The organism is Novosphingobium profundi (assembly GCF_018491765.1).
Classification (GTDB): Bacteria; Pseudomonadota; Alphaproteobacteria; order Sphingomonadales; family Sphingomonadaceae; genus Novosphingobium; species Novosphingobium profundi.
This window is the reverse complement of sequence record NZ_JABWCU010000007.1, coordinates 151,660-168,573: the sequence shown is the minus strand read 5'-3', so window position 1 is coordinate 168,573 and position 16,914 is coordinate 151,660. Positions and strand designations below refer to the sequence as shown.

Annotated in this window: 17 protein-coding genes and 3 tRNA genes; 10 read left to right on the top strand and 10 right to left on the bottom strand. The window is 65.4% G+C overall.

Translation table 11 applies throughout. From position 1 onward, the window contains the following. Positions 1-52: 52 nt before the first annotated feature. The 5 genes from HT136_RS09195 to HT136_RS09175 all read left to right on the top strand — a co-directional run bounded on the left by HT136_RS09195 (position 53) and on the right by HT136_RS09175 (position 5,008). Positions 53-2,080, top strand: a complete 2,028-nt coding sequence (locus tag HT136_RS09195) for a pilus assembly protein TadG-related protein (protein ID WP_246543500.1) — start codon at positions 53-55, stop codon at positions 2,078-2,080. Further along, positions 2,077-2,607, top strand: a complete 531-nt coding sequence (locus HT136_RS09190) for a TadE/TadG family type IV pilus assembly protein (protein ID WP_214199461.1) — start codon at positions 2,077-2,079, stop codon at positions 2,605-2,607. The genes HT136_RS09195 and HT136_RS09190 overlap by 4 nt, the downstream gene beginning before the upstream one ends. A gap of 2 nt (positions 2,608-2,609) precedes the next feature. Further along, positions 2,610-3,056, top strand: coding sequence for a TadE/TadG family type IV pilus assembly protein (locus HT136_RS09185; RefSeq protein WP_214199460.1), 447 nt, complete (start codon positions 2,610-2,612; stop codon positions 3,054-3,056). Between the two features lie 65 nt (positions 3,057-3,121). Beyond that, positions 3,122-4,396 (top strand): D-serine ammonia-lyase, encoded by a 1,275-nt coding sequence (gene dsdA, locus HT136_RS09180; protein ID WP_214199459.1) that lies wholly within the window; start codon positions 3,122-3,124, stop codon positions 4,394-4,396. A gap of 66 nt (positions 4,397-4,462) precedes the next feature. Next, positions 4,463-5,008 carry a hypothetical protein gene (locus HT136_RS09175; protein ID WP_214199458.1) on the top strand — a complete coding sequence of 182 codons (546 nt, stop codon included), beginning with the start codon at positions 4,463-4,465 and terminating at the stop codon, positions 5,006-5,008. A 145-nt stretch (positions 5,009-5,153) separates the two neighbouring features. Here the strand turns inward: HT136_RS09175 and HT136_RS09170 are convergent. From HT136_RS09170 to HT136_RS09145, 6 genes are all read right to left on the bottom strand, one after another. Beyond that, positions 5,154-5,914 (bottom strand): IS5 family transposase gene (locus HT136_RS09170; RefSeq protein ID WP_214199457.1). Its coding sequence is split into 2 segments (ribosomal slippage): positions 5,154-5,578 and positions 5,578-5,914, totalling 762 coding nucleotides; the frame shifts between segments, so codons are not numbered across the junction. A 78-nt stretch (positions 5,915-5,992) separates the two neighbouring features. Next, the gene (locus tag HT136_RS09165; protein ID WP_214199456.1) at positions 5,993-6,169 is read right to left on the bottom strand and encodes a hypothetical protein; all 177 of its coding nucleotides are present in this window, start codon (positions 6,167-6,169) and stop codon (positions 5,993-5,995) included. Between the two features lie 221 nt (positions 6,170-6,390). Beyond that, positions 6,391-6,467: transfer RNA gene (locus HT136_RS09160), tRNA-Pro, on the bottom strand. A gap of 52 nt (positions 6,468-6,519) precedes the next feature. Continuing rightward, positions 6,520-6,595, bottom strand: a tRNA-Ile gene (locus tag HT136_RS09155). A 109-nt stretch (positions 6,596-6,704) separates the two neighbouring features. After that, positions 6,705-7,709: a polysaccharide deacetylase family protein gene (locus HT136_RS09150; RefSeq protein ID WP_214199455.1), complete on the bottom strand. Its 1,005-nt coding sequence runs from the start codon at positions 7,707-7,709 to the stop codon at positions 6,705-6,707. Between the two features lie 53 nt (positions 7,710-7,762). Next, positions 7,763-9,772 carry an ATP-binding protein gene (locus HT136_RS09145; RefSeq protein ID WP_214199454.1) on the bottom strand — a complete coding sequence of 670 codons (2,010 nt, stop codon included), beginning with the start codon at positions 9,770-9,772 and terminating at the stop codon, positions 7,763-7,765. 258 nt (positions 9,773-10,030) lie between these two features. On the opposite strand from HT136_RS09145, the gene HT136_RS09140 reads away from it, so the two are divergent. Both HT136_RS09140 and HT136_RS09135 read left to right on the top strand, forming a co-directional pair. Next, positions 10,031-10,498: an Lrp/AsnC family transcriptional regulator gene (locus HT136_RS09140; protein WP_214199453.1), complete on the top strand. Its 468-nt coding sequence runs from the start codon at positions 10,031-10,033 to the stop codon at positions 10,496-10,498. A gap of 10 nt (positions 10,499-10,508) precedes the next feature. Beyond that, the gene (locus HT136_RS09135; protein WP_214199452.1) at positions 10,509-11,009 is read left to right on the top strand and encodes a hypothetical protein; all 501 of its coding nucleotides are present in this window, start codon (positions 10,509-10,511) and stop codon (positions 11,007-11,009) included. On the opposite strand, the gene aroQ is transcribed toward HT136_RS09135, so the two are convergent. The 3 genes from aroQ to HT136_RS09120 form a co-directional block, all read right to left on the bottom strand. Further along, on the bottom strand, positions 11,006-11,443 hold the full coding sequence (gene aroQ, locus HT136_RS09130) for a type II 3-dehydroquinate dehydratase (protein ID WP_214199451.1): 438 nt from the start codon (positions 11,441-11,443) through the stop codon (positions 11,006-11,008). The genes HT136_RS09135 and aroQ overlap by 4 nt on opposite strands. A gap of 174 nt (positions 11,444-11,617) precedes the next feature. Continuing rightward, a complete protein-coding gene (locus tag HT136_RS09125; protein WP_214199450.1) occupies positions 11,618-11,995 on the bottom strand; it encodes a hypothetical protein in 378 nt (125 codons plus the stop codon). Positions 11,996-12,172: 177 nt separating this feature from the next. Further along, positions 12,173-12,249, bottom strand: a tRNA-Pro gene (locus tag HT136_RS09120). Between the two features lie 302 nt (positions 12,250-12,551). Here HT136_RS09120 and yajC point away from each other — a divergent pair. From yajC to secF, 3 genes are all read left to right on the top strand, one after another. Further along, on the top strand, positions 12,552-12,884 hold the full coding sequence (yajC, locus tag HT136_RS09115; protein WP_214199449.1) for a preprotein translocase subunit YajC: 333 nt from the start codon (positions 12,552-12,554) through the stop codon (positions 12,882-12,884). A 77-nt stretch (positions 12,885-12,961) separates the two neighbouring features. Beyond that, positions 12,962-14,569, top strand: coding sequence for a protein translocase subunit SecD (secD, locus tag HT136_RS09110; RefSeq protein WP_214199448.1), 1,608 nt, complete (start codon positions 12,962-12,964; stop codon positions 14,567-14,569). An 11-nt stretch (positions 14,570-14,580) separates the two neighbouring features. Then, entirely contained in the window at positions 14,581-15,567 is a 987-nt protein-coding gene (gene secF / locus HT136_RS09105) for a protein translocase subunit SecF (protein ID WP_214199447.1), read from the top strand. Positions 15,568-15,651: 84 nt separating this feature from the next. On the opposite strand, the gene HT136_RS09100 is transcribed toward secF, so the two are convergent. Continuing rightward, entirely contained in the window at positions 15,652-16,860 is a 1,209-nt protein-coding gene (locus tag HT136_RS09100; RefSeq protein ID WP_214199446.1) for a glycosyltransferase, read from the bottom strand. Positions 16,861-16,914 lie beyond the last annotated feature (54 nt).

Sequence of the window (16,914 nt, the reverse complement as noted above, 5' to 3'; positions counted from 1 at the left end):
GAAAATTTTGGCGTTTGGAATGGATTTGATGGTGCGGCTCTGCGCAGGATGGTTGAAGCGACTGCGAACGGATCGGCGAGGGGGCATCGGCCTCATCGTCGGGCTGTCGCTTCCGGTCGTCTTCGGCAGCATCGGGCTCGCCTTTGACGTCAATCGCGGCATCGAGGAGCGCATCGTCAACCAGCGCGCCGCCGACATGGCCGCGCTCGCAGCGGCTATGGCCTACAAGGCGGATCCGGACGTCGCGGTGCTGCAACCCACGGCCGACGACCTGGGGCGCGTCAACGGGGTCGGCACGGCAACAGTCACCGCGCAAGTGATCGACGACTATCCTTCCTCGGGTGATAGTGCGGTCAAGGTGACGGTGACCTCGCGCGTGCCGTTCACGTTGGCGCGCGTACTGGGCTTTACGGGCACATATGCGGTGACGTCGAGCGCCTATGCCTCGCTCGCAAGAGAGAACGACTGGGCCGCGCCTTGCTTCCTCGCATTGTCGAGCGACGACGATGCCCTAACCATGAACGGGGGCGCCTCGATCAACGCGCCGAACTGTTCGGTCGCGGCGGTGGGTTCGATCGACATGGAATCGACGGGGATCGTCGCCAGCGACGTGATCGCGGGAGGCGGCGACATCACGCAGACATGGGGGTACATCACGGCCAATTCGGCGCGCTATGCCGGATCGTACAACTACCCCTCGTACAATGGGAATATCGCCAGCAAGCTCGTCAATTCCAGTACGACCCTCGTCGACCCCTGGGCCGACGATGCCACGCTCAACGCGGCGCGCGCCTTGCTCGGCAGCTACGATGCGATCCCTTCGCCGAGCAGTCCGACGACCTCGACATGCGGGACGCCCGTCGACTGGAAGCTGACCTACAGCCCCAGCGCCAGCAGCCCCTACTATTCCTATTTCAACGCCAGCACGGCAACGTACACGGTGCCCGCCGGGACCTACTGCATCGGCAGCCTTTCGATCAGCGGCGGCCTTACCGTCAAGTTCGCGAGCGGCTCGAACATCTACATCAACTCGGGCCTGTCCAACAGCGGCAACACGCTCACCTTCGGTGACGACAATCTCTACGTGAACGGCGGATTCAGCACCGGGTCGAGCGGGGTGACGATCGGCAAGGGCGTGCTGTGGATCGGGGCCAGCAACACGATCAAGTTTGCCGGCACCAACACCAAGGGCGCGGGCGATGTCGTGGTCAACGGCGATCTGAGCCTGTCGGGCGGCTCGACCCTGACCATGGGGGTGGGCAAGCACACGTTTGCAAGTGTGGCGATTTCGGGTGGCAGCACCATGCTTCTGGGCGAGGGCACGTTCGTCGCGACCAAGGGCGTCAGCGTGGGCGGTGGCAGCGCGATGGCCTTGGGCACGGGCGATGTCTATATCGGGCCGGACAACGCCGACGACGCGATCACGCTGTCGGGCTCGGCGGTGATGATCATGGGCGATGGCAAGTTCAGCGCCAACGGCGACATCACGACGGCGGGCGGTAGCCGCATCGTCTTCGGCGCGACGGCGAACCACTACATCAATGGCGACATGAAGATCGCGGGTTCGGCGCTGTTCGGCAAGGGACGCTATACGATCGACGGATCCTTCGTGAACGGCACGGGCGGCACGACCTGGCCCTATACCTCGTCGCTGACGGGGCAGACCTACGGCAACACCCTCGAAGGAGTCTCGGTCTCGGGATATGACATGGCCGGCGTCGACGTGACCTTCGTGCTCAACGACACCTTCAGCCTTTCGGGTGGCGCCAAGACCAAGCTGGTGGCATCGACCAGTACGCTTTCGGGCAGCTACCTTGCCGATCTCCTCATCGACAGCACCACCGGCGACAACGTTGACTGGACCGGGGGCAGCGCCAACGACTTCCAGGGCGCGGTGCACTTTCCCAATGCGCAGATCAAGATGGCCGGGGGCAACTCGACGTCAGGTTCGGGGGCCTGTTTCACGCTTATCGCCAACTACATCAAGATGACCGGCGGCGCGGCGGCGGGCACGGCCTGCCAGACGGTGATCGATGCCAACAGTGGCAGTGGCAACAGCGCGATCAAACTGGTGAAATGATGGCTCTTTGGATCGACAACGCGCGATCTGCGCTCGTTCGCCTGCGCGATGATCATGCGGGTATCGCGCTTACCGAATTCGCGGCCTGGACGAGCGTCCTGTTCGTGCTGATCATGGTCGCGCTCGACTTCGGCGGGTATTACATCGCGCGCGGCTCGATCAACGAGGCGATCTCGGCGGCGGCGGTGCGCGCGTTCAACGCGGGTGAAAACGTCGATTTCGCCAATCTTCCCGCCTACGTGCGCAACATGGCCGAGAACCAGGACCTCGCGGTCAGCGTTTCGTGCAACGGGGAGGAGGGGGCTTGCACCAATACCAATCGGACTTGCGCGTGCCTGCGGAGCGATGCGACCTATACCTCGTTTACCTGCGGGGCGACGTGCACCGGCAACAACGTGACCGCGAATTCGGTAGCGGGTTATTACCTCACGATCCGCGCTTCGCAGAGCTACACGCCGGTGCTCGTCCCGCAGAGCCTGCTTTCGGGTGCCAGGCTGTCGCAGGCGACAACGGTGCGTCTGCAATAGCCATGAGGACCGAGAACCACCGACTGATCCGCTTGCCAGGGCGCGTGAGTGGTCTCGCACGGGATGCGCGGGGCGCGACGATCGTCGAATTCGCCTTCGTGGCGCCGGTCTTCCTCGTTCTTCTCTTCGGTCTGATCCAGGCGGGGCTGACCTACTGGACCAAGTCCACGCTCGACGAAGTCGCCTATTCGACGGCGCGCTGCATGTCGGTGGACAGCGCCTGCGCCAGTTCCGACGCGCAGCGCGCCTTCGCTGTCGCGCGGGCCGCGGCCTATGGCGTGACGGTCGCGACAAGCGAGGTGAGCGTGGCTTCGGGCACTACGTGCAAGGGCGATACGAATGCCAATGCGGTCACGATCACGCATGCCGTGGCCTCTCCGCTGAAGCGGATGGTGCCCTTTCTCCCTTATGATCTCGTCGCGAGCGCCTGTTTCCCTGTCGTTGGCTGACGAGCCTCGCACCGGCTCGGGGCAAGCTGGTGGACTTCGCGCCGGGGCTGGCGCAGGTAGGCGAGGTGACGATCGAAACCCGAATTCGCGAGAGTGCCCCGGTGCTCTGGGCCAACCCGGACTACCAGGCCACAGGATTTCCAGACCGCGAGAAGGCCTTTTCGCGCTCCGACTACGTGCAGGCCTGCGAGCGATGGCGCACGATGCAACCGCTCTTCCGGACGCTCTTCCCCGACAGCGTTGGAGAGGACGGGATCGTCTCGCCGCTGACGGAACTGGATGCGGGGATGGCGGGGGCGACGCTGGGCGGAGAGGCAAGGCTCGTGCTCAAACGCGACGACAGCCTCGCCGTCGCCGGTTCGGTCAAGGCGCGCGGTGGCTTCCATGAAGTCGCGCAGCATGCCTACGAGGTGGCGATTCGGACCGGCGTGGCGCGCCCGGGCGACGGTTTCGCGGCGCTTGCCAGCGCGGGCGCGCGGGTCTGTCTTGGCCATCACCGCCTGCTGGTGGCCAGCACCGGCAACCTCGGGCTCAGCGTGGGGCTGATCGGGCGGGCGCTGGGTTTCTCGGTCGAAGTCCATATGTCGCGCGATGCCAGGACCTGGAAGAAGCAGCGTCTTCGCCAGGCGGGCGCCCGGGTGATCGAGCATGCGAGCGACTACATCAGCGCGGTGCGCCTTGCCGCCGCCGAAGCCGAGGCCGATCCGGCGGCCCATTTCGTTGACGATGAGCGCTCGGCCGCACTTTTCCTCGGCTATGCCGCAGCGGCTCCTGAAGTTAAGGCACAATTGGAGACACTGGGGCTGGCCGTGGGGCCGGACCGGCCGCTCTTCGTCTATCTGCCATGCGGGATCGGTGGGGCTCCGGGCGGCATCGCCTGGGGACTGCGACAGGCCTTCGGAGCGGACGTGCATTGCCTCTTCGTGGAGCCAGTCGCTGCGCCCTGCATGCTGGTGCAGATGCTGGCCGGCAGGAACGAGGCGCGCAGCGTCTACGATTTCGGTCTCGATGGCCGGACGCTCGCTGACGGACTCGCCGTGACGCAGGCCTCGCGGCTCGTGGCGGACATGATGCGTACCCATCTTGCCGGAATCCTGACCGAAGCCGATGCCATTCTGCTTGGTCACGTCCGGCGGCTTTACCGCGAAGCGGGCCTGCGCCTCGAACCTTCCGCAACCGCAGGTCTTTCGGGTCCCGTGCGCCTGTTGCACACGGGTGAGGGCGAGGCCCTGCTTGCGCGCCTCGGCATCGGCGCCGAGCGCGAGCGGGCGATCCACCTCGTCTGGTCGACCGGCGGCGCATTGGTGCCCGATCCGGCTTTTCGTGCCTGGCTCGATTAGCCGCGCTTTGTCTGGCCTTTGCGCCGGGTCAAAGCTAGTCTGGGCGGGCTTGGCTAGAGACGGGCGATGATCAACGGGAGCAACTTCCTGCCAGGACACGTTTCCTTCGCGCAAGACCTTCGCGCTGCGGGCACCGAAAGCGCCGCGGTGCGGCTGCTGCGCGACATGGCCCTGTGCGCGGGCGGAACCGTGCTCGGCGCGCGCCTCGATGGCGCTCTGGCCTATTTCACGATGCAGTCGATCTGTTCGTCCACCGGCTTCGATCCTTTCGCCAGCGTGGCGGTCCATCTCGCGCTCTTGCCCGCGACGAGCGCGATCATGGCGCTTGTCGCGCTCGTATGCCAGTGGCCGGGCCTTGCCCGCGGGCAGCCCACGCGTTGGGAAATCCTCGCGCGCTGGTCGACGTTCGCGCTGCGTTCGGGACTGCTGTTCCTGGCCATGATGTTGGCGATGAGCATGATGCAGCCGCTGTTTCGCAGCTTTGTACCGGCCTCGGCCGCGTCGGCCGAGCTGGCCTCGGTACTGGGCATGGTACTCCTCGCGCTCCTGTCGGCCGGGCTGCGCCCGCTGGCCCTTCGCGTGCCATTTCTCGTCCCGTTCTGCTGCCGTTAGCTGCAAGTCCGCTCTCCGCACGAAACCGGGGGCTGCTCGATCGATCCGGCCCGGAATCGGGGGTGGGCATTGCCGGCAAAGCTTACTCGGCCGGTCCACGTTGGATGCCCTGGAAGGTGAACGAATGGTCTAGCGCGTAGACTCATTACGCCCCGCACCAGAGGCGTACGCAGACGAGCTTGATGGCGGCGAGGTAGTTTTCGGGGCACTTGTCGTATCGCGTCGCGATGCCCCGGAATTGCTTGATCCGATTAAAGAAGCGTTCGACCAGATTGCGCTGCTTGTAGAGCCACGGCGAGAAGCCGAAGCGTTTTTTGCGGTTGGAGCGGTTGGGAATGTTGGCCCAGATGTCCCGAGCCGCGGCTGCCTCGCGTATGGCATTGCTGTCATAGCCCTTGTCACCCAGGAGAGTGGCGCCTTCAGGAATGACTTCGATCAGGGCCTCGGCCTCGCATGCGTCGTGGACCTGCCCGCCGGTCAGTCGCAATCCGATAGGACGTCCGCGAGCATCGACAAGAGCGTGGAGTTTGCTGGTAAGGCCGCCCCGGGAACGTCCCATGCCACGATCGCAGGATCCCCCCTTTTACCCGTCGCACCATGCTGGTGGACGCGAACACAGGTGGAATCGATCATGACCAGATCACCCTCGTAGTCGGCTGAGACGGCTGACAGCAGCCGGTCCCAGACGCCGGCTTTGCGCCAGCGTACGAACCGGTTGTAGCACGTTGTCGAGGGCCCATAGCGATCCGGCACTTCGGCCCAGGTGGCGCCAGAGCGGAAACGCCACATGATCCCGTTGAGGACCCGGCGATCGTCTACTCGCGCCACGCCGCGCGGCTTGTTGGGAAGCAAGGGCTCGATGATTGCCCACTCCCGATCCGTCAGTTCGTAACGTCGCCGTGCCATCTAACCCTCCGATATGCAGGGCTCTGAATCAGGATGGCCGTCAAACCTCAAGAAATTTTATGAGTTTACGCCCGAGTCCTAGGTGACCGGAGGGCGTGTGTCCGCGCCGATGTCTTGGTTTTCGCAGAGCAGCTTATGCTCGGTTAAGAGCACGTCCCAGACGGGCAAGTGTTTGGTGCGCGCCGTCAGCTTGGCGTCGGCCGCGATGATGCCCTCTGTTTTAAACTCGTTCTTGCGGCAAAGATCGCAGCCCATGTCGATTGTGAACTTGAAGAACCCGATTGTGCTGGTCTGAGTTATTCCCGGACTCGTCCGACCGGGCGTCCCCGGAATTGCCTATAGTTGCCTGTCAGCGACCCGCACTTTGCGCCGCGAATGTGCGTATTTTCGAATCGCTGTACGGCAGCACCGAACCTGATCCACTGAGATGGAGATCATGGTGCGCTGTTGATCCGCAATATCGGGAATTGTCGAATTGGTCGGGGAGACAGGATTCGAACCTGCGACATCCTGCTCCCAAAGCAGGCGCGCTACCGGACTGCGCCACTCCCCGACCCTTCGGGTGCCGATTTTTGGACACACGCCGTCGCCAGCGGTGGCGAAGGTGGTGGGCCCGGCAGGATTCGAACCCGCGACCTAGCCGTTATGAGCGGCCAGCTCTAACCGCTGAGCTACAGGCCCCAACCGTGCCGCCCGGCGATATCGGCATCGCCCGGCGACGCCCGCGTTAGCTTGGCCGGGTCGGCTAGGCAAGCGTCGCAATGCGCAAAAATTCTCTTCGCGTACTGTTTTAGGCCAACGTCACGCTGGACATGATCTCGCGAACGCTCGTCGGCGCGACGTCACGCTGGGCCAGATAGCCGAAAAGGGTGCGCCACCAGTCGTACAAGGCATCGAGATCGTCTTCGTTGCGTACATAGGGAGTATGACCCGGCGCGAGCGAGGGGCTGTGGAACGAGAAGACGAGAACCGGCAGTCCCTCGTCGATCGCGATGTCCACGCCGCGCATGGCTTCCTGCGGAGTGATGCCTTCGGGGGTGAGCGGGATACGTTCGAGAAGTCCGAGACGTGCGAGCATGCCGCGCACCGGGGGGACACGCCAGAGGCGGGGGTAGATAAGATTGCCGAGCTGGCGCAGCAGACCCCAGTAGAGCGTGGTGAGCGGCAGTTCGAGCAACCGCCTTTCCGCGCCCACCCAATAGGGATGCAGCGGGTGCGACCGGTAATTGGGGCCGCCTTCGCTGGCATAGTCGAAATGCGTGCGCACCGAGGTGTCGATCGCGATGCCGTTGTCCTGCAGGATCGCGGCGGTCCGGGGGCCGAGTCCGTAGCGCCCGGCTCGGTAAATCACTGGAGTTACGCCGAACACGTCCTCGATGCGGGCCTTGAGGCGGCGCAGCTTCTCCTCTTCCAGCGGGCGGGGAAGGTTGCCTACGAAACTGTTGAAGGCGGTCACGTCCTCTTCGAAGGGCGGATTGACCCAAGGGTGGAGCTGGATGCCGATTTCGGCGCGCCCGGCCCGGACCGCTTCGCCGATCGCCTGGTCTGCGAACGGGGTGCTCACGATCGGATAGTCGACCATGTAGACCGGCACGACCCCGAAACCTTCGCAGAATTCCTGAAACTTGCGCAGCGCCGGGACGGTCAGCAGCGTGTGGCCTTCGCGATCGAGCGGCTTGTCCCAGTCGAATTCCTCCTCGGTGTCGACGGTCACCAGGAAGCGCTGCCCGAATCCGTCCGCGAAACGGGCTCGGCTGCCCGCCTGAGGCGGGTCGAGCAAATTGGGATCGGGCACGGCCTTGGTATTCCTCTGTCTGAACCGGCACCGTTCGCCAAGGGTGCAATTCTCTAGGGGCGATGGTCCGCTACGGGGGCTATGTCGTTCGCTTCTCGGGACAATGGTAGCGTAAGCACAAGATCATTTGCAATGCGTTGAAGGCTGCCACCGCATGAGGCCGCTTCGGCGCAGGCGAGCCGCAGCGTGAAGCCGACGCCGAATACGCCCGCGCTGAGGGCTTGTCCGCGCCCCGCCTCGCCGATGGCGAAGAGCGCATCGCCTTCGCGCTCGGCCAGTGCGGCCGGAAGCGCGAGGCGCATGCGCACGAACGGGCCTTCGTCGCTCCATTCGAGCGCCAGTCGCTCGTCGCTGACCGACGCTCCCGCCAGCGCTGCCAGGAGGCGCCAGACCAGACGCTCGGCTTCGTCATGCGCAAGCGCGATCGGCAGGTCCGCGCCATCGAGATCGGGCGAGGGGGCGAACCCGCTGTTGCGCGGGCCCGTCCAGCCACCGAGCCGGCGAATCGTCTGGGCGGTGATGCGCGCGAGGTTCGACAGGCCCGGGTCGAGCTGGAGTGCGCCCGTCTCGAGCTTCACCAGCCGATCGAGTTCTTCGAAACCGGCAAGGATATGCGCGCAGTCACCCGCGATCGAGGCGGCCAGGGCCCGGTATTCGTGGGGGGCGGGCCCATAGAGCTGCTGCTGGATGATCTCGGCGGCAACCTGGATGGCATTGGCGGGCGTGCGCAGTTCATGGAGGACCTGGCGCATGCGGTCGGCCTCCGCGCTTGCCGCGCCAGCGGGAATTTCGGGCGAGCTCGTGCGCGGGCGGCGCAGGCGGCCGCAATGTCCGGTGAACCGGCCAGTGCTCTGGTCGAAGCAGGCGGCCGCGTCGACTTGCCACAATCCGCTGATCGCGCTGGGGCCGGCAAGTGCGATCAGGGCACCGCGGATCGGCAGGCGCTGGCGTACGGCGGCGGCGATGTCGCTTTCGAGGCTTTCGTGGGCGGGCAGACTGAAGCCGGTCACCGCGGGTGCGAAGGGCCCGTCTGCCCAATTGATGCGGCCTTCGGAGTCAGTCGCGAAATCGATCGTGGCAGGGCCGCTTGCAACCTCTCCGGGGGCATCGCCGAGTGGCAGCCGCGGCGAATCGTTGGCCGGCTCGGGGGGGCGGGGCTTCTGGCGATTGCGGCGGAATTCTTCGATCCGACGCACGATCGCGCCGATCCCGGGATCGCCGCGACTGGTCGACTGGAGCGGGTCGGGGGGCGGAGCGATCGTACCGGCGGCGCGCAGGCGAGCCCATTCGCGCAGCGAGGTGGGAACGGCATGTGCGGGCGACCCCGAGGTGTCGGGAGAGCGCGGAGGGGGAGGCGGCCCTGCGCCGAGGCCCGAGGGTGAAACCGGCGTCGCCGCGCCTGCCGAAGCGACGCGGTGGGGGGGCATGTGCGGGGCGGGATCTTCGCTGCCGAGCAGGGTCGTCAGCACCAGTTCCTCGACTTCGGCCTCGGTCCTCGGCTGGCGGACTTCGCACGGGGGCGCCTGCACCTGCGCGGTGTCCAGGATGCCTGGGTCATGCCGCGTCGGCGCACAGGCGATGGCGTCCTCGCGCGGCGGTTGCGAGACGGCCTCGAGCGGAGCTGCAGGCGGAAGCGCACGATCGCCGATGCCAAGACGCTCGAGAAGATCGTTCACGCGGGACGGCAGGTCGCGGCGGTGGCGCAGGATGCCGCGCGCGTGCACGGGAAGGGCGGGAATCAGGGCCAGCCACGCGTCCTCGTCGAGCCGCGTCTTGGCGAGGGCCACGCTGGCGACCTTGGGGTCGATGGCGGCGAGCTGGGCCAACAGGCGCGGATTGGTGAGTCGCAGGAGGGATTGGCGAATCAGGTCGACCTGTTCGGGCGTGCGAATCGCCGTGCAAAGCGAATCGAGACGCGCATAACCTTCCTCGGCGAGCTCGGACGACAGGTCCGCAGGCGCTTGGGCCAGGATGTCGACCAACTGCCGGAACTGGATGCGCGCAAGGGTTCCGCTGTTCGCGGAATGGCGCAAAACCGTGGATAGGCGGTCGTCGAAGTGCATTCGGCTCCAGGGTGGGGCCGGAGGGAGCCGGTCCCGGAAAAGGGCTGTCGGTTTCCCCTAGCACGTCCTTGTGCATTTTGCGGGGTGGATTTCCCTAGCAAACCAACCGTTTCGTAAAAGTGACCGCTCGGAAAGCGTTGCAAAGCGGGACGATTACGCTAAGGGATAATAATATTTCAGCGTAGTGTCGTTTTGCGTGCGTTTCCGTTAGGCGTGGGGCAGTAAACGAAGTGCATAAGGTGATTGCGGGATTCTGACATGATCAATCTGGATGAAATCGATCGTCGGCTGCTGGCCGAATTGCAGGATGAGGGGCGCATTACCAACGTCGAACTCGCACAGCGAGTCGGCCTGACGGCGCCGCCGTGCCTTCGCCGGGTGCGCAGCCTCGAGGAGGCGGGGATCATCCAGGGCTACCATGCCGATCTCGATTCCTCGAAGCTGGGTTTCACCATCACCGTTTTCGCGCTGGTCAGCCTCAAGAGCCAGGCCGAGGAAGCGCTGCGCGCCTTCGAGGACCACATGAAGGGCCTGCCCGAAGTGCGCGAATGCCACATGCTCAACGGCGAGATCGACTTCATCCTGAAGATCGTCAGCCGCGACCTGCAGAGCTTCCAGGAATTTCTGACCAGCAAGCTGACGCCTGCGCCCAACGTCGACAGCGTCAAGACTTCGCTGACGATCCGCACGTCCAAGAATATCCCGGGCGTTCCGCTCGAGGTCTGAGCCGGACTCCATGGCGATCTCCCGCAGGGGCCGGCGCGCCGGGCTGCTTGGCGTCGCGGCGCTCCTCGTCGCAGGCAATATCTGGTGGTTCACCCGGAGCGAGCCAGCGCCTGCGCCGGATTTCGAGCTGGGCAAGGTCGCCGACGAGGCGCTCACCCTTTCTGCTTCGGCTGCTGCGCATCTGCCCCGCTTCGATGTGGATCGTGGCGAATGGCGCGTCGATGGGCAGGTGGTCGCGAACCTGCGGGAGCTGGGCCTTCTCAGGCCGGTCGACGCGAAAGGTGCCGAACCCTTGCACCGTTTCCTGGCGGTGAACCTTCCGCAGGCCGCGTCACCGGGCGACATGCGCCGCATGTTGCTGTCGCTGGCGCGCAGTGGCATTTGCGGCGTCGCGGTCCACCAGGACGCAGACCCGGCGGATGAGAACGGGGACTTTCGTGTCCCCGTTCATCGCATCGTTTCGGTGCGCGCCGACGACGGTGCGCGCGTTGCGTGCGAGGAGCGCTCCTAGAGCGTGGCTGCAGCCTCGAGGGCCAGCAGGTAGCTGTTCGCGCCAAAGCCGGCAATCGTGCCCTTGGCGGCCTGTCCAACCCAGCTCTGGTGGCGGAAATGCTCGCGCGTGTGGGGGTTGGAGAGGTGCACCTCGATCACCGGCGCCGTGATCGCGCGGATTGCGTCGAGCAGCGCGATCGAAGTGTGCGTGAAGGCGCCGGCATTCAGCAGAACCGCGTGCGCGCCCTTGTCTTCGGCCTCGTGGAGCCAGTCGACGAGATGGCCCTCATGGTTGGACTGACGCATCTCGACCGTGCACCCCAGTGCCTGCGCGCGCTTGGTGAGCAGGGCGCCGATGTCCTCGAGCGTCTGCGACCCGTAGATGCCGGGCTCGCGCTTGCCCAGGCGGTTCAGGTTCGGTCCGTTGAGGACGTAGATGTGCTTCGAGGTCATAGGCGTCGAATTTCCTTGTTGTTTTCGTTGAAGGCCACCTGGTGTCGTGCGCTTCGCCGACGTCCAATACGCGCCCGAGAGGGGGCCGCGCAATCGATCTGAGCAGGAATTTCCGGTTCACGGATGCCGCGCGGTGTCGGCCGGGCAGTGGTCGCGGCGTGCCGCGCCTGGATGCTAGTGGTGGGCGCCGGCTGCGGGGTTCACGCGGAAGGTGACCGTATCGGTCCCGGTGGGCGAGGGGGCGGTCGCAGGCACCATCGGGACGAGTTCGGGCAAGGCATCGGGGGAAGGTGCCGGAGCGGCCTGCTGCGAGCCTTCCTCGCCCGCGTAGAAACGATCGAGTTCGGCCTGCCTCTGCTCCTCTTGGCGGATAAGAGCCTCGCGGGCGGCGGCTGTGCGTCGCGCTTGCGCTTCGGCAGCTTGTTGGCGCTGTTCGGCCTGCAAGCGGGCTTGCGCGTCGCGTTCGCTCGAACCGCAGGCGGTGAGGCTCAGGGCCAGCGCGAGACCGCAGGCAAGGCAGGGCAGCAGGCGGCGAACGTCGGTACAGGGCATTTGCACTCGTTCCCAGGCTGCGGCGAATCTCCTGATTTGGCAGAGCCTATGTCGAAACACTTAGCGGAACCTTACGCGTGCTTCTCGGGGGGGCAAATGGCGTGTGCGCTGGCCACAACGACAAACGGGCCGCGTAAGCGGCCCGTTCGACGGCATCTTGCGATGTCTTTTCCAAATTGGTCGGGACGAGAGGATTCGAACCTCCGACCCCCACACCCCCAGTGTGATGCGCTACCAGGCTGCGCTACGTCCCGACCGGAGGGCGCCCTATAGGCAGGTAATTTCGACAGCGCAACCCTGTATCGACATGATCGGCAAGGTTTGTTCGCAAGAGCCTGATCCGGCCTTGGAAGTGCGAGGGCGCGTTCCTATTTCGCGCGCCGGGTCGGGGTGAGTTTCGGCTGGTTCGTTGCCAGCGGGGCGCTTTGTTGCTAACCGCCCGCATCCGGTAAAGCCCGCGAGGGCAGCGCCCTCATGCGGCGCCGGGCGTCCGCCTCTTCAGGCGGGAGCCGCGGCGCGCATCGCGGGTGACGACATAGAAGGCTTCTGACGTTTCATGAACAGCTCGATTCTCAACCAGCTTGCCGCCGCACCGGCCGGGGCGATGCCCGCCTGGATGCAGTACCTGCCCTTCGTGGCGATGGCCCTGATCTTCTGGTTCCTGATCCTGCGCCCGCAGATGAAGCAGCAGAAGGAGCACCGCTCCAAGCTCGAGGCGATCAAGCGCGGTGACGAGGTCCTGACCGGCGGTGGTTTCGTCGGCAAGGTCGTCAAGGTCGACGAGCACTACGTCGAGGTCGAGATCGCCAAGGGCATGATCGTCAAGGCGGTCAAGTCGACCATCAGCGACGTGATCCCGCCCGCCGGCAAGAAGCCCGCGAACGACTGACCGGATGCCGATTGCCTGCGCATCCGGCGCGGGCAATCGCGACGTTGCATCGCCCCTTCGGAGTAGAGCACAAGGCAATGCTTGATTTTCCTATCTGGAAGAAGGTCTGGTTCTGGGGGATCGCGCTCGTCTGCGCGGCCCTGGCACTGCCTTCGCTGTTTTCGGTTGCCGGTCTGCCCTGGCCCTCGGCGCTTCCCCATCCGCAGGTCAACCTGGGTCTCGACCTCGCGGGCGGCAGCCATATCCTGCTCGAAGCGGACGATGGGCAGGTGGCCCAGCAGCGCATCGAGAACATGGAAGAAAGCGTGCGCGGCCGCTTCAAGGCCGCCGATCCGGCGATCGCGATCGGTGACATTTCGCGCACCAACGGTCGCCTCTCGTTCATGCTCAAGGACAAGACCCAGGTCGACGCCGCGCGCGACGAACTGGTCAACCTCACCAATGGCGCGGGGCTCACCGGCCAGCGCGACTGGGACATCCGGGTCGAGGACGGCAACCGCTTCATTCTCACGCCCACGCAGGAAGGCCTCGACCAGGCGGTTTCCGACGCAATGGATTCGGCCGTCGAAGTGGTGCGCAAGCGCATCGACGCGCTCGGCACGCGTGAGCCCACGATCATCCGCCAGGGTGCGAACCGCATCGTCGTCCAGGTGCCCGGGCTCGATAATCCCGATTCGCTCAAGAAGCTGATCGGCCAGACCGCGAAGCTCGAGTTCAAGCTGGTCGACGACAACGCGGCGCCCAACGACGTCGCGCAAGGCATCGCCCCTCCGGGCGACGAGATCGTCCCCTACGCCGAAGGCAGCGAAGTCGGCGGCGTCAAGGCGCTGGCGGTCAAGCGCCTGGGCGGCATCAAGGGCGACCAGCTGACGAACGCCAAGCAGGGCTTCGAACAGCAGACCAACCGCCCGGTTGTCACGATCACCTTCAACCAGCAGGGCGGCGCCAAGTTCGCTGAACTGACCCAGCAGAACGTCAACAAGCGCTTTGCGATCATCCTTGACGGCAAGGTGCTGTCCGCGCCCGCCATCAACGAGCCGATCCTGGGTGGTAGCGCGCAGATTTCGGGCAGCTTCACGGTCGAATCGGCAACCCAGCTCGCGATCGCGCTGCGTTCGGGTGCGCTTCCGGTCGATCTCACGGTCGTCGAAGAACGCACGGTTGGCCCCGATCTTGGCGCCGACTCGATCCGCAAGGGCCTGATCGCGATGGGCATCGGTTCGCTGCTCGTCGTTCTGCTGATGATCGGTTCGTATGGCCGCTTCGGCATCTATGCGACGCTGGCGCTGGTCATCAACGTGCTCATGATCCTGGGGATCATGGCGCAGATCGGCACCACGCTGACCCTGCCGGGCATCGCCGGCTTCGTTCTCACCATCGGTGCCGCGGTCGACGCCAACGTGCTGATCTACGAGCGCATCCGCGAGGAGCGAAAGCGGGGCCGCCGGGTCATCACCGCGGTCGAGAACGGCTACAAGGAGGCGAGCCGCGCCATCTATGACGCGAACATCACCAACTTCATCGCCGGTGTGCTGCTCTTCGCGTTCGGCTCGGGCCCGGTCCGTGGCTTCGCGGTGGTTCTCATCATCGGCCTGTTCACCAGCGTCTTCACCGGCGTTGCGATGACCCGCATGTGGGTAGCCGGCTGGCTGCGCCGCAAGCGTCCCGCAGACCTGAACATCTGAAGGCTGATCCCATGCGCCTCATCAAACTCGTCCCCGACAACACCAACATCCACTTCCTGCGCTGGAGGGTTCCCTTCTACGTCATCAGCTGTCTGCTGATCGCGGCCAGCTGGGGTCTCGTGCTGACCAAGGGCCTGAACTACGGCATCGACTTCGCCGGCGGCCAGGAAATCCAGGCGACCTTCACCAAGCATGGCGAGGCTCCCGTGGCCGAGCTGCGCGACCTGGTCGAGGGCCTGGGCTACGGCGAACCGGTCATCCAGCGTTTCGGCGCGGCCAACGAAGTCTCGATCCGCTCGAAGCTGCCGGCCGAGGCCGAGGGCAATCCGGGGGCGGCCGAGAAGATCTCCAAGCAGGTCACGAGCGCCATCACCAAGGCCTATCCCGACGTGCGCATCGAAGGCGTGAGCACGGTTTCGGGCAAGGTCTCGGGCGAATTCCGCGAGATGGCGATCTATGCGCTCGGTGCGGCCATGCTGGCGATCTCGATCTACATCTGGATCCGCTTCGAGTGGCAGTTCGGTGTCGGCGGCCTCTTCGCGCTGTTCCACGACGTCTCGCTGACCTTGGGCATGTTCGCGCTGTTCCAGATGGAGTTCTCGCTCCAGATCATCGCGGCGATCCTGGCCATCATCGGCTATTCGCTGAACGATACGATCGTCGTCTACGACCGTATCCGCGAGGACCTGAAGAAGTACCGCAAGATGCCGCTGCCCGAACTGCTCGACATGTCGGTCAACGAGACGCTGGCGCGTACGGTGATGACTTCGGCCACGCTGCTGGTTGCGCTGATCCCGCTCCTGTTCTTCGGGCCTGAAAGCCTGTTCGGCCTGGTCGCGGCGATCACGCTGGGTATTTTCGTGGGTACCTACAGCTCGATCTACATGGCCGCGCCGATCCTGATCTGGCTGGGCGTCTCGGGCGAGAGCTTCATCCCGACCGAATCGGAGATCGATCGCCAGGAGCGCCTCGCGCGTGAGCGTGCGGCCAAGCCGTAACGCGGTTGCTATGCGAATTTGAAAACACGAAAGGGGGTGCCCACAGGGCGCCCCCTTTTTTCATGGGCCGCGAAGAGCAGTCGGTCAGACGCCGGTGTGGACCGGCCGCCCCTCGAGCACGTCGCTCCAGAAACGCACCATGTTCTGCGCGTTCTCGCCCCAACTGAAGTCGCTGACGAGCATGGCGACTTCGGCCTGCGCGGGAGGATGGTCGAGAATGTCGGCGATGGCCGCCGCGATCGCCTCGGGGGTGCGTTCGGCGATGCGTCCCGCAGTGTCGTCCTTCACGACCTCGCGCGCGCCGCCGATGTCGGGAATGACGATCGGGGTGCCCGAGGCGAGCGCCTCGATCCAGACGTTGGCGAGCCCCTCGCTGGCCGAGGGCAGGACCATGACGTCGGCCGCGCACAGGAGCGTGGGCAGGGTGTCGTGGTCGACCTGGCCGAGGAAATGGACCCGGTCCGCGACCCCCAGGATCGCCGCCTCGGCCTTGAGCCGGGCCTCGTCCTCGCCTGCTCCGGCGAGCGCGAGGCGCGCTTCGGGCAAGTGGATCAGCGCCTGCAGCACGAGTTGCTGGCCTTTGCGTGGGATCAGCGCTCCGGGGGTGACGATGAGCGGTCCCTTGCTCCAGATCTCGAGCCCGGGCATCGCCGAGACGAGCGTCCGCGCGGCGCGGCGTTCGATGGGGCGGAAGCGTTCGCGGTCGAGCCCGGTGTAGTGCACGCCGATGCGTTCGCCGGGCATGCCGAGCGCGATCATGTCCTCGCGCAAGGACTGGCTGACCGCGAGCAGCGCGGCCGCCTGCTGGGCGGCCTGCTGCATCTGGGCGAGGGCGGTTTCGCGCCGGCCCCAGTAGTGGATGTCGGCCCCGCGCGATTTGATGGTGAGCGGCAGTCCCAGTTCGCGCGCGACGATTGCGGCGGCGGGCCCGTCGGGGAAGAAGAACTGTGCGTCGACGAGCTCGAACGGCTTTTCCGCGTGGAGCCTGCGGACTAGCGGCAGGATGGCGCGGGCAATACGACGCGGGTTGCTGTCGGACCCGAGCTTGGGGATCGTGGTGAACTTGGGGTAGTAGGTCGGGATGCCGACTTCTGCGCTATGCGCGGGCACGGCGTTCAGGGCCCTGTAGGGCGCGCGGGTGCTTAGCGGCCAGGGCGGTATCCCGATCGGGCTGAGCATGGTGAGTTCGACATCGCCGCGCGCGGCCACCGCGCGCATCTGGTTGCCCACGAAGATGCCGAAGCCGGGCCGGATCGGGTTGGGGAAGAGCGTTGCGATGGAAAGTATGCGCATCGATCACTTTCATTCGGGAGGGTAGGGCGGCAACCAACCGCCCGGGCGCAAGTT